Genomic DNA, 12,875 nt, shown 5'->3' with positions numbered 1-12,875 from the left:
AGGTATAGGGGGAGGGGGCGAATACGCAAGTTCATGCGCTGGATGAGGAAACTTGCTAGCGAGAGGAGGGGGCACAGAGCTTTGTGACTGGGCAAGACCCCTTTCCTCCGGCCTTGCCCAGTCTGTTTTAGATTCTATCTATACTTTTTCGATGCGGACTCTGGTGCTGCTGAAATCAGGAAAACCGCCCAAGAGGTCTACCATCGGGGTATTGGCCAGGTTTTCATCCAGGCGAGCGACATCATTGAAGTTGAGACCTGCAAGATAATCAGCTCGTGGCTGCAGGCCTGCTTTTGTGGCGACAGCATCACCACCATAAAAGACGGTGTTGGCATCTTTTATAGGTAACTGTGTGCCGCCGAATTGCGAATGGCCAAAGTGAAATGAAACAGCTACACAGCCGGGGCGCACAAGGTTCGTACGTTGGACTTTTCCTTCAATGCCCTCTTTGTTGGACGCAGAAAAAAGCCGGACCATATCGCCATCAGCAAGGCCAAGCTTGTCGGTGTCTGCAGCGTGCATCTGGACGTAGTTGGTGGGAGCGATCTGCAGGCCGATATCAAACCAAAGAGAGCGGGACTGTGTGTGTTCACTCATTTTGTAGGTCACCACGCTGAAGGGATAATCCCTGTCTGTGCTTTCCACGCTGTTACCATTTGAAATACGCGGTTTCACAAACTGTGGCAGACCGGAGAAACGCTCTCCAGTCAGGGTGTTGACCGTTGATGCCATTTTTTCATTATAAAGTGCATAACGCCCCAACCCGCGAGTGAAGATTTCCTTGTCAAAAACGGACTCGTAGGAATTGAAGACACCGCCACGAACAAGGGCATAACAGAGTTGCTGCCACTGTTCAGAAGGCAAAACATCCTTATGCTTTGCCAGGGGCGAGGCCTTTTCCAGCAGGTCGATTTCCGTATCGGATGCCTGCGGTGTTTGGGCATTGGCCACAATATTGGCATATCCACGAAGATAAAAATCTTCGCTTTTATTCAAGGGATGCACTTTCCCGTCGGCTCCTGCAATTGCCGTGTCGCCAAAGCCGGGCAGTTTCATGCGTTTTGCCAAATCAATAAGCAATGTTTCCGTGCAAAATGGACGACCGTCGGCCGTCTTGTCCACAACAGGTTCGATGATGGGGATGCGCAGCCCAGTAAAGCGGCAGGTAGGGGCGTGCGGGTTGAGCCACCCGTATAGTCCTTCAGGGTAACACAGGTCCGGCACTATGTAGTCTGCGTATATGTTTGTTTCGTTTATTGCCGTGTCCAGAGAAACGTACAGCGGCAGTTTGTCCGTATCTGCTAACGTTTCCTTGAAGCGATAACCACCGGGAGTCGAATAGACGCCATTGTAGAAGTAGGTGAACAATACTTTGCACTGGTAGGGGTATTGTTCATCAATGCCGCTCAATGCTTCACAGGAGAGCCCCCCTTTTGAAAAGGGGAACCAGGGCCTCTTGGAGGGGTACCCAGAGCCTGTTTTTGCCTTTTTTTGCTGGAATTCTACCGTTTTTTCGTAATGCCCTTTCTCTCGGGAAATACGTGCTCCGGAAGGTTTGCGCTCACCTTCAAAATGGGCCAAATCGTAAAGCCCTTTTTTGGGGGAAGCAGCCCCACCGCCACTTTTCATGTAGCCACCGCGCATATCCACACTGCCGAGCAGAAGCGGGAGTATGGCGACTGCGTAAGCGGCATACGACCCGTCTACGTAATTGCCGGCGCCGTGGTACTGTGTGACGCCGACCCGTGTGCCGTGCGAGGAGAATTCCGAAGCAACCCTGGCAATCTGTTCTCTGGGGGTGCCTGCTGCTGCAGCGTACTCATCGAGGGACAACTCCCGGAGTTTGTCTTTGAACAGTCTGAAGGCAGTGGCCACAGAGAACGTGTTGCCAAAATAGTCAGTTATTATGGTATGGCCTTCAAGCAGCGCATCTTTGGCTTGGTCGGCAGGAGTGGGAATGTTGTTACCAGGTTCAAGCACCATCAAAGTTTCACCTGTATCTCCACCTCTGGAGGGATCGAGATGCTTCAATCGGAGCAGGGCGCCTTCATGGCGGTGCCCCTTTTCGGTGATGACCAGATGTGGCGCATTTGAATAGGCTCCAAACCCTCTGGATTTTGCAACGTCCAGATTTGGGGAGGTGAGGAACTCCTTGTTGTGGCGGTCATTGTCCACAATCCACCTGGCTATGCCCATGGCAAGGGCGCCGTCGTGTCCGGGCTTGACGGGAACCCACTCCTGGGCGTGTGCTGAGGCTTTTGTGGCCCGGGGGTCCACCACCGCGAATTGCAATTCGCCCTTTGAATGTCGTTTGGCGACAATAGCGCCGTACGTGTTGATGCCAGGTTGCAGCGCCTCGTAAATATTTGCGCCAAAGACGAGTATGTATTCAGCCGACCTGGGGTCGGTCTTCAGTTCCACCTGGCGTTGTTCCGTGAGCGCCCAGTTTCCCATGCGAAACCCCAGACCGCAGATATCAGTGTGCCCAATGCGGTTTTGGGACCCCATGGATTTTTTGACAAAGCGATCGATAAATTCCTTACGGCCGCTTTGGAGACGCCCTGTGATACAGACAAATCCATTTCGTTTAGGTCCAAGCGAAGGATCGTCAGGATTGATTGGGGCATCGCTATCAAGCGCTTTGAGCCCTTCAATCTCGCGATCTTCGCCAAGATGAGCAAAAAGCTTGCCCCCGTCTGCAATTTCAGCCACCAGGGTTTCCCAGTCTATGGGCTCGAACTTTCCGGAGCCGCGGGGGCCGCTACGCTTCAAGGGGCGAACCAGGCGGTAAGGGCTGTAGGTCTGGTTGATGCCATCCATGGCTTTGCTGCAAACAGAACTTGGCGTGGCAAGGGCCTGGTCAGCAGGTGTTTCATAGGGAAGTTGCTCAAAATGCATATTATAGGGGTGATACGGATTTCCTGAAATGCCGACCAGTTTACCATCCTTTACAATGCCGCGAATGCCGCAATTGGCGTTGCAAGAAAGGCAGACAGAGGTGACGACGGATGCTTTTGGATCTATGCGCAGCGGGGTTTGCCCCGGGCCGATTTGTTGTGTTGCGGCAGCAGCCTTTTGCGGCAGGGCAGCGCCAAGTGCGGCAGCAGAGGCGCCGATTGCCGCTGTGGTCAGGAATGTTCTTCTGTTTGTATCTGTGGCAGTCTTTTTTTTCTTCATATCGATACTCCTTATCAAGCGCCGGAAATGGTGTATCTGGTGCTGGTGGCAATGCCCAAGTCAGGCAATCTTTCGCGTAGATCTGCGCGGGCGAGGTACTTAGCAAATTCGCCTTTCGGCGCATTGATGTCGCCAAACAGACGCGCGTTGGAAGGGCAGGATTCCACACAAGCCGGCTGCAAACCTTCGGCCAGGCGATGGAGACAGAAATCGCATTTATCGGCTTTGCCGAAACGCGGATCTATGAATCTTGCATCATAAGGGCAGGCGGAGACACAAGCCCCATCTCCTGTACATTTGTTCCAGTCAGTAACAACAATACCATTGGAAAGTTTGCTGATGGCCTTGCTGGGGCATGCCGGCAAGCAGGCCGGAGTATCGCACTGGGTGCAGTTCTGCGGCGTAAAGCGGCTGCGAACTGTGGGGTATTCTCCGTCTTCAATGCTCGAAACGGTTGTAAGAAAGTAGGACCGTGCTGTTTCGTTTTGAAATTTGCACGCGGTAACGCAACTGTTGCACCCCATGCATCGTTCGGTGTCGATGATCATCATATAACGGGCTTTGGCCGGTGTTTTGGGAAATGCACAGGCCTCGTCCGACAGGCTCAGCCCAGCAGTTCCAGCCATCAAAATAAGCCCGTTCCTGAAAAATGCTCTTCTCGTAAGCATATGGCCTCCAAAACGTCCCGACCCGAAACTCGCGGGCCGGGACGGCGAATATGTAGTGAAGGCGACTCTCGCCGCCATGACTGGAGATTAGTCTGCGGTAAAGGTGACGCTGTAGGTGAAGGCTTTGGCGTCGAAGTAGTTGAGGGTTTCGTCATCCACCTGGGCAAAGGGGTACATGAAGTAATTGAGGGGGGCGCCCTTTTGCTGCGGGGTAAAGACAACGCCACGGGAATCTTTGCTGAGCGTGATGCGGAAAAGGTCATCCCCGCCCCAGAACAGTTTGCGCCAGTCCTGGGTGGCTTCGTCGCCAAGTTCCAGTTTGTGCACCAGCATCATTTTACGTACGTCGGCCGGGTCCACCGGCACCCACCCCTTGCCGGGGAGATAGAATTCGGCCCAGCAATGGAAAGCGCTGGTTATATCACCATCTTTTGGAGAACCGAGCCTGAGGCCGTATACATCACGTGCCGGCACGCCGGCTGCTCTGGCCAAAGTGACGAAAACTGTGCTCAGGTCTGCGCATTTACCGCCCCCATTGCATTCGTCCAGCGTTCTACCAGGCTTGGCTAGGCCACAGCCTTTAACGTTGGGGTCACGGAAGGTGTTCTCTACGGTCCAATCGTATACGGTCTTAGCCTTCTCTAAGATACCGGTCTTTCCTTGGGTGATTTCTGCGGCCTTTTCCTTGAATGCATCAACGGGGATCTGGTCAGTGTTTGCCAGATATTTTTCACGGATTGGGGCAGGAATGGGCGCGCCGACATCTTTGAGCTCTCCCACATTCCGAGATCCCAGCTTCACATGATAGGTCATGGTCATTTCAGGTTTTGCGCTCAGGTCGCTCCAACCAGTATACAGGAAAAGAGCGTTACTGTGCGGATCGCGATAGACAGAGGATTCAGACGCATTGGTCTTGATCCGCAAGTCAGATATCTCCTGAGCCTTGTTGGACAAAGGGTATGGAGTCCATAATTTGGCTGTTTTGGAATCCGGCATTACACTGGGCTTGATGGTCAATGTAACTATGCCGGAATATGGTTCAGCCCAGGAAAATGAACTTACTGAACAAAGCAAGAATACTGCGACGATGATACGTAATGCTCTCATGGCACCCTCCATGTTATAGTGAAATGCAATTTGAAGACTCTACATTTAGGGAGATGCATTAACAAATTGATTCTTGTCTCAATTTGTCGAGTAAAGTATGGAATAATTCGATAGTATTGTTGTGCTGAAATAAGCATTTATTGTTGTTTTGTGATGTTATTTTGAACATTATGTTTGAAAATACATGCGATATGTTTGTATAAAAATGAAAATAAAAAAACCGCCTGGCAAAAATGCTGCCAAGCGGTTTTTTATAGCTTATATGGCTTGAGTGCTTATTCTTTCTTGGTAGATGATGTGTCTTGTTCAGCCTCTTTTTGATCTTTTTTGTGATCGTGGTGTTTTTTGTCCTTTCCCCATTCAGTGAGACCTTGAATGGTACGGTAAAGAGTTGGCGTGATGACAACGCCAAGCAAGGTCGCAACGATCATTCCGAAAAAGACCGATGTGCCAAGAGAGTGGCGGCTGGCTGCGCCTGCTCCACTTGCAATGACAAGAGGCAGTGTGCCCAGGATAAACGCAAAGGCGGTCATCAGGATTGGACGAAAGCGTAAGTGGGCAGCTTCAAGGGTGGCATCCCGCACAGATAAGCCTTGTTCATGTCGCATTTTAGCGAATTCAACAATGAGAATTGCGTTTTTCGCCACCAAACCAATAAGCATGACCAATCCGATTTGGGCGTAGACGTTGTTGTCCAGTCCCAGGCCGAATTGCCCCAGCATGGCGCCGAAAACACCAAGCGGCACCGTGAAGAGGACAGAGAGCGGAATGAACCACGACTCATAAAGAGCTGACAGAAAGAGGAAAACCATGAGCACGCCGAGGCCGAAAGCAAAGATGGCCTGGCTGCCTTGTTTGACCTCCTGAAAGCTCATGCCGCTCCAGTCAAAGCCATATCCATCGGGAAGTTTTTCTTCGGCCACTTCTCGAAGCGCCTGGAGTGCCTGCCCCGAGCTATAGCCAGGGGCGGGGCTGCCAGAAATCTCCACCGTCTGGAACAGGTTGAAGTGCTGCACGAATTGCGGGCCAAGGATTTGCTTTACATTGGTCAACGTGGAGAGCGGCACCATTTCGCCGGTTGTGGACCGCACATAGTAGCTGCCTATCTGGTCAGGACGAATGCGAAAAGGCGGCGCCGCCTGCAACATCACCTTGTAGGTTCTGCCGAACTTATTGAAGTCGTTGACATAATATCCACCCAAAAATGTTTGCAGGGTGGAGAATATGTCACTGATTAGGACCTTTTTGGTTTTGGCTTTGGCGCGGTCAACTTCCACTTCCAGCTGGGGAACATCTGCCGTGAACGAAGTAAAGGCGCGGGAAATCTCAGGCCGTTTGTTCAGCTCCGCCAGAAAGTCCTTGGAGACCTGGGCCATTTCTTCGATTGTATGGCCGGAGCGGTCCTGCAGCTCAAAGGTAAAACCGCCGGAGACGCCAAGGCCGTTGATGGCAGGGGGGTTGAAGACGGAAACCACTGCCTCCTGCATCTGGTTGAGTTCTTTGTAGGAGGAACCGAGGAGATACCTGAGTGACGTATCCTCGGTCGTCCGCTCTGACCAGTCATCGAGAATAATGAACATACTCGATGTGTACGAACTGGTGGAGCCGTTGAGAATATTGTAGCCTCCAAGGGTGAGGACATCGGATACGCCCTTCTTTTGTTTGAAATAGTCCTCGACCTTTTTCATCACCGCATCCGTACGCTGCAAGGACGCAGCAGCCGGCAAGGTGACGTTGGCCATGAAGTACCCCTGGTCTTCATCGGGAACAAAGCCGGTAGGGACTTTTTCGAACAGGCCCCAGGTAGCGAAGAGCAGGACGCCCAGAATGGCAAGGGTGACCACGGAAAGGCGGAGCGCCCCCCGCACACTGGCCAGATAGCCGCGTGTCAGCTTCTCGAAGACATTATTGAAGAGCCGGAAGAACCAGGCAAGGGGACCTTTGCCTTCGCTTGCAGGTTTCAACAGCAAGGCGCAAAGCGCAGGACTCAAGGTCAGGGCGTTAAGGGTGGAAATGGCCACTGAGACGCTGAGTGTCAGCGCGAATTGCTGGTAGAGACGTCCGGTAATGCCCCCCATGAAAGTGACTGGGACAAACACCGCGATGAGAACCAGACTGGTGGCGATGATGGCGCCAGCAACTTCTTGCATGGCCTCCACCGTTGCCTGACGCGCACCCACACCTTTTTCGTCGATTATTCGCTGCACAGCCTCGACAACAACGATCGCGTCATCCACGACAAGACCAATGGCGAGTACGATACCGAATAATGATAGTGTGTTGATGGAAAAGTCCAACACGGTGAAGAACGCGAACGTGCCGATGAGAGAAACAGGCACCGCGATCATGGGAATAAGCGTTGCCCGCCAGTTCTGGAGGAAAATAAAAACCACGAGAAGCACGAGGAAAAGCGCCTCGTACAGGGTTTTCATAACTTCTTCGATGGAGACGCGGACAAATTTGGTAGTGTCAAAGGAGACCTTGTACTCCATTCCCTGGGGAAAACGATTTGAGTAGTCCGCAACAAGATCGCGCACAAGGCCGACAGTCTCCAGCGCATTGCCGCCCGGGAGCTGGTAAACGAGAATGGAACAGGTTGGCCTGCCATTGAGCCGGCTGAAGGAGTCATATGAAATGGCGCCCATTTCCGCCGTGCCGAGGTCACTCAGGCGAATGGTTGAGCCGTCCGGATTCGAGCGTATGATGATATTTTTGAATTCTTGAACTTCACTAAGACGGCCGCGGACACGCACAGTGTATTGGAATTCCTGTCCCGGCGGCGTCGGCGGTTTGCCCACCTGACCGGCGGGCGCCTGAACGTTCTGTTCTCCGATTGCTGTGGCAACATCGCTGACGTTGACGCCCAGGTCGGCCATCTTGGAGGGGTCCAGCCAAATGCGCATGGAATAATCGCCAGCGCCATACACGGTGACACTACCCACACCTTTGGTACGGGCAATGGCATCACTCAGGTTGATGGTGGCGTAGTTGGTGAGAAAAAGGCTGTCGTAGGTATTCTCAGGACTTATGAGGTTGATGACCATGAGAATGTTGGGGGAGCGTTTTTTCACGCTCAGTCCCTGACGCGTAACATCATTGGGCAGTGACGGTTCGGCCAGGCTGAGGCGGTTCTGCACGTCAACCGTGGCCATATCGAGGTCGCGCCCGACTTCAAAGGTGACGGTTAGGTTCATGGTCCCATCGTTGGCAGAGATGGACGACATGTAGCTCATCTCTTCCGCGCCGTTGACCTGCTCCTCGATGGGCGTCGCAACCGTATCGGCCACGACTTCCGCATTGGCGCCGGTGTATGTGGCCGAAACCTGAACTGTAGGTGGTGTGATTTCTGGATACTGGGCAATGGGCAAGGTCAATATTGCCAAGCCACCCAGCAGAGTGATGATGATGGAGACAACCCCCGCAAAAATGGGGCGGTCAATGAAGAAGCGAATCATTGCGCGCCTCCGGAGGCATTTGGCGATTGTGCAGCGCCTTCATCCATTGTTTCGCCGTTTTCAGACGCGGCAGCTCCGGATTGCTGGCTGTCTGTTTCATTGTCTCCACCAAGACTCGTTTTCAATTCGCTGAAATCAAGTTCGGTCTTTTCCGGTTCGATGGTCTGGCCAGGATTGATTTTTTGCAACCCTTCTATGAGTACGAGGTCGCCTGCCTCGAGGCCCTTCGTAATAACAACGAAAGAGCCGAGTTCTTGTCCTGGCGTCACTGTTTTGCTTTGAACCTTGCCATCCTTGTCCGCCACAAGGCACATTTTCATGCCTTGCACGTCCTTTAAGGCTCGCTGGGGCAGCAGAATTGCTTTTTCATCCCTTTCTACTGCAAGACGGATGCGCGCGAATTGACCAGGGCGCAGCAGGCCCATGGAATTTGGAAAGGTCACACGCACCCCTATGGTTCCGGTATCCTCATTCACAGTGGGGTCCACCATGTTGATGGTGCCCTTTTGGCCATAAAGGGATCCATCCCCCATGACGAGAATCGGCACGACTTTGGGAGGCGTTTTCTCTTGCTGCGCCTGCTTCATGTACTGCAGGTAGTCAGATTCGCTGATGTTGAAATTTACATAGATCGGATCCACCGAGGTGATGGTTGCGAGCAGGGTGTTTTCTCCCTGTCCCACCAGGTCGCCTTTTTGTTTCTGGGCGCGGCCAATGCGGCCGGAAATGGGCGCTTCGATGGTGGTATAGCCAAGGTTGAGTTGGGCCTGTTTGACGGCTGCGTTGTCCTGTTCAACTGTGGCTTCCAATTCTTTGGCCGTCGTTGCCCTCGTATCCAGTTCTTCACGGCTGATGGCGCCGGTTTTGTAAAGCTGGCTGAAGCGCTGCAGGTCAACTTTGGCTTTTTCCATCGTCGCCCTGTCTCTGGCCAGTTGAGATTGCGCTTCTTTGAGAGCTTCCTGGTACTGGCTCGGGTCGATGGTAAAAAGAAGGTCCCCCTTTTTAACGGAGCTTCCTTCCTCAAAATGTCTTTTTTGCAGGTAGCCGGCGACTCGTGCACGGATTTCAACCGTTTCTTTCGCTTCAAGTGAGGCAGAGTATTCAGCAATGAAAGGAACTTTTACGGGGGTGACTTCCACGACCTTGATTTTAGGAGGGGCTTGTTGCGGCTGCTGCGAAGACTGTGCAGCAGGTTGTTCGCTTTTCTGTTTTTCGGCTTTGGAGGCTTGTTTGTCTTCACTTTTATCGCCGCATCCCGAGAGCAGCATCAGGAGGGTAAGCAGAACAAACAGTGCGAGCCTGGAAGGCCGGAAGACGGGCATTGGACGCGAACTGGACATGGACGTCTCCTTAGATAGCTGGGGCAGGGTATAATTGGACTCTGCGTTCATCACAGGAACAACGATTTATTGAACTTAGATAGATAAATTATGCGTCGGAGAATAGCAATAGTGCATCACAAATAATAAACTTGAAAAAAGAAATCTTATTCATCCTGCATTAATCTGGAAAGCGCCCTGCCAAGAGCAGCGCGGCTGCGTTGTTTACTGCGGAGGTGCCCTCTGGGACCTTTGCGCGCCTGAGCGTTGCGCTCCACAATCGAGCGACTGAGGTTTTCAACGAAATCCCCGTAGGCTGGCTTTTCGCAAGCTTCATTAGTTGAAGGTTTTTTTGGGTTGTTGCCTGAAAAGCAGGAAGGAAATGAAGGGGGCTGGCCTGTTGCCGAAGGCGTGTGCTCTTCATCCTTGGCAGTATTGTGTTGCAGCAGGTCAACGGGGTGTTTCATGGAGGCATCCTGTTGTTGCGTCGGCGTGGATATTAGACCGGATTATCAGCGAGAAGGGTATACCCTTTCGGTTACGTTTATACGTCATCTTGGGCAACAGCGCTGCAGTGCAGCGATAAAATCACGTACGTCCTCTTCAGTCGTGTCCCAGGATGTAACAAAGCGACATTCATTTATTTCCGGTGACCATACATAAAAGAAATATTCTTCCTGCAGTCTGGAAATCACGTGATGTGGCAACATGGCGAAAACATGATTGGTCTGTACTGGGCGCGTCAAAGTCACTCCTGGTACAGTAGTAAGGTGTTTTTCAAGCATTTTTGCCATTGCATTAGCTTTTGCCGCATTTTCATGCCACAGGTTTCCTTCGAAAAGGGCTGTGAACTGCGCACCAATATAGCGCATTTTTGAAAGTAATTGCATGGATTGCTTGCGAACATACTTGAATTCGTTGATCTGCTCCTGCAATGCCGGATTCAAGAACACGACCGCCTCGCCGCAGAGCAAGCCGTTTTTGGTGCCTCCCAGGCTTAGTATGTCTACGCCGAGATCTCGTGAACATTCCCTGAGTCCAAGGCCGAGGGCAGCTGCCGCATTGGACAGACGAGCGCCATCCATATGAAAGATCAGGTTATTATCATGGGCGAATTTCGCCAGGGCTCGGATTTCTTCAGGAGAATACACTGCGCCGAGTTCGGTGCACTGGGTTATGGAGATAACCTTGGGTTGGCTGGTATGTTCAAAACCAACCCCATGCAGGGCTGGCGCACAGGCATCGGGGGTTATTTTCCCTTCCTGGGCAGGTATCTGCAGGAGCTTTGCCCCGGTTAAAAGCTCCGGAGCGCCGCACTCGTCCACATTCATATGCGCGGTTTGCGCACAAATGACGCCATGGAAGCTGCGCGTAACAGCCTTGATGGAAAGAACGTTCGCACCAGTTCCAGTCAGTACGAAAAAGGGCGCCACATCGTGGCCGAAAATGCCGCGCAGACACGCAGTGGCTTTTTCCGTCCAGGGGTCGGCGCCGTAACCGATGGCGTGGTCCTGGTTGGCGTCGTTTATGGCTTGAAGGACTTTTGGGTGGATTGGGGCGTTGTTGTCAGAAGCAAATGAGCGCATTGGTTTTGATCCTTGATTGCTGGCGCATATACGCCGCGTTCAATTAAGTATAGGCGGCGTGAAATAAATCAATGCGTCAGTCCTTGCAAGGGCATGAAAAAAGCCCCCTGTGGGTATGCAGCTACATCCCACAGGGGGCGTTGTCATTAATAATGGTGCTTGATTTTTGGTTTGGGAGCGGGTGGTTTTACACGGGTTTTCATGCGCGAAAAAGTGGACTGCATGCGCATGATGCGACTGCTGACCGACTGGGTAAGCCGCATAAGCGGCGAGAACCGGCCATCAGGGCCGACCTTGACGTAGTAGCCTTCCTCTTTAATGGTGGTTGCGTCTCTTTCAGACGTCAGCTCCACCACGTGCCCTTTTCCCAGGGAAGTGACACCGATCTGTTCCCCCTCAGGCAAAGTTTCGGCAAAGAATTCGGTGCCTCGGATACCAACCGTGGCAATGGGAGTCTTCAGGTTGAAGCTGTCTGGTTCGCGCTCCACTATTTTGCCGGTTACCATTTTGACGAATCCCTTGAAGAGGCGACTGGCAAAGCCAACAATTCCATCAGGCTCCTCGTCAAAAGAATACTGCTCCATGGATATGGATGTGTTTTCACCCATGCTGAGCTCAGTGTCGTCAATAAATTTGACAATCATGGCCGATGCAGAGCCGGTATTCAAAACGTCCTTTTCATAGATCGAGGCTTCTTCCTTCAGGCTGCGTCGCTCTGCGCCATTGACGGCATAGGCCGTACCGTCAAGATTAACCACTGTTCCAATGGCCTTGGTGGTTTGCGCAGCCGTGGCGTGCGTTGGCGTCATACAATACGCTGCCATTAGAAACGCCAAGCAGAAAAATAGATATACAGATACTTTCATAGACGGCCTCCTGAGCTACGGGACGAACCAGGGGTCAAATTGATGTATATCATACCATACGCATTCGACAAAGATATGACAAATGGTTTCATGACAAGGGGCAGATGCCTTTGTTTTACAAGAGACCATCCTCTTACAATCTCCATCCGAAAGGGGCGGAAGTCATTTGGGAGGTACTGCTCCATGCGTGCATGTCGTCATTGCTTTCTCCGGTATTGATTATTTGACTGTCCGTGCGGCTTAGATGATATCGAAAATTAAAGGTAAGGCATTGGATGCCTCATTAATAGAAAAGGGGGGTGATTTCGGTGTAATTTGTTGGTGGAATTAATTATTTAGTGCGAGTCTTTTGTGCTGGCGCCGCATCTGCGATAGTGTCTCCGCAGTAGATGGAAACGACGCCTGCCATGCAAATTATTGTTTGCAGCATATGCATGGGTCGCAGATTTTGTCATGCAAGAACAACACAGCTTGCCGCAGCCTCCCTCTATAGATTCAACCGTGGCGTAACAGAATTGACACAGAAGGTGATTTGGGTATTGTGCACGGGCTTCACGTTGTGAAGCTACGGCCGGAAACCCTTTTCGGCCGATTCATGAACCCAATCCAAGGGATGGTTATGGAAATCGACAGATTTCTGCAGTTTATGCCGGTATCTATGATTCCAGGTGGCTAACGTTGTTTTTCTATCAAGGAG

General features: G+C 52.0%; 8 protein-coding genes. All 8 read right to left on the bottom strand.

Going from position 1 to position 12,875, the window contains the following annotated elements; translation table 11 throughout:
• Window positions 1-138 precede the first annotated feature (138 nt).
• Entirely contained in the window at window positions 139-3,177 is a 3,039-nt protein-coding gene (locus tag ACZ5EH_RS19340; RefSeq protein WP_464275514.1) for a molybdopterin-dependent oxidoreductase, read from the bottom strand.
• 14 nt (window positions 3,178-3,191) lie between these two features.
• On the bottom strand, window positions 3,192-3,803 hold the full coding sequence (locus tag ACZ5EH_RS19335; protein WP_464275513.1) for a 4Fe-4S dicluster domain-containing protein: 612 nt from the start codon (window positions 3,801-3,803) through the stop codon (window positions 3,192-3,194).
• 129 nt (window positions 3,804-3,932) lie between these two features.
• Entirely contained in the window at window positions 3,933-4,952 is a 1,020-nt protein-coding gene (locus tag ACZ5EH_RS19330) for a transglutaminase-like domain-containing protein (protein ID WP_464275512.1), read from the bottom strand.
• Between the two features lie 275 nt (window positions 4,953-5,227).
• Window positions 5,228-8,407, bottom strand: a complete 3,180-nt coding sequence (locus ACZ5EH_RS19325; RefSeq protein WP_464275511.1) for an efflux RND transporter permease subunit — start codon at window positions 8,405-8,407, stop codon at window positions 5,228-5,230.
• Window positions 8,404-9,747: an efflux RND transporter periplasmic adaptor subunit gene (locus ACZ5EH_RS19320; RefSeq protein WP_464275510.1), complete on the bottom strand. Its 1,344-nt coding sequence runs from the start codon at window positions 9,745-9,747 to the stop codon at window positions 8,404-8,406. The genes ACZ5EH_RS19325 and ACZ5EH_RS19320 overlap by 4 nt, the downstream gene beginning before the upstream one ends.
• Before the next feature lie 146 nt (window positions 9,748-9,893).
• Window positions 9,894-10,193 (bottom strand): hypothetical protein, encoded by a 300-nt coding sequence (locus ACZ5EH_RS19315; RefSeq protein ID WP_464275509.1) that lies wholly within the window; start codon window positions 10,191-10,193, stop codon window positions 9,894-9,896.
• 84 nt (window positions 10,194-10,277) lie between these two features.
• Window positions 10,278-11,312, bottom strand: coding sequence for a threonine aldolase family protein (locus ACZ5EH_RS19310; RefSeq protein ID WP_464275508.1), 1,035 nt, complete (start codon window positions 11,310-11,312; stop codon window positions 10,278-10,280).
• A gap of 146 nt (window positions 11,313-11,458) precedes the next feature.
• Entirely contained in the window at window positions 11,459-12,121 is a 663-nt protein-coding gene (locus ACZ5EH_RS19305) for a FecR family protein (RefSeq protein WP_464275507.1), read from the bottom strand.
• Window positions 12,122-12,875 lie beyond the last annotated feature (754 nt).

The organism is Desulfovibrio biadhensis (assembly GCF_055388615.1).
This window is presented reverse-complemented; position numbering and strand designations above follow the sequence as displayed.

Excerpts from the sequence above, each read along its gene's own strand:
- ACZ5EH_RS19340 (WP_464275514.1), bottom strand. The coding sequence starts at position 3,177 with ATGAAGAAAAAAAAGACTGCCACAGATACAAACAGAAGAACATTCCTG.
- ACZ5EH_RS19335 (WP_464275513.1), bottom strand. The coding sequence starts at position 3,803 with ATGGCTGGAACTGCTGGGCTGAGCCTGTCGGACGAGGCCTGTGCATTT.
- ACZ5EH_RS19330 (WP_464275512.1), bottom strand. The coding sequence starts at position 4,952 with ATGAGAGCATTACGTATCATCGTCGCAGTATTCTTGCTTTGTTCAGTA.
- ACZ5EH_RS19325 (WP_464275511.1), bottom strand. The coding sequence starts at position 8,407 with ATGATTCGCTTCTTCATTGACCGCCCCATTTTTGCGGGGGTTGTCTCC.
- ACZ5EH_RS19320 (WP_464275510.1), bottom strand. The coding sequence starts at position 9,747 with ATGTCCAGTTCGCGTCCAATGCCCGTCTTCCGGCCTTCCAGGCTCGCA.
- ACZ5EH_RS19315 (WP_464275509.1), bottom strand. The coding sequence starts at position 10,193 with ATGAAACACCCCGTTGACCTGCTGCAACACAATACTGCCAAGGATGAA.
- ACZ5EH_RS19310 (WP_464275508.1), bottom strand. The coding sequence starts at position 11,312 with ATGCGCTCATTTGCTTCTGACAACAACGCCCCAATCCACCCAAAAGTC.
- ACZ5EH_RS19305 (WP_464275507.1), bottom strand. The coding sequence starts at position 12,121 with ATGACGCCAACGCACGCCACGGCTGCGCAAACCACCAAGGCCATTGGA.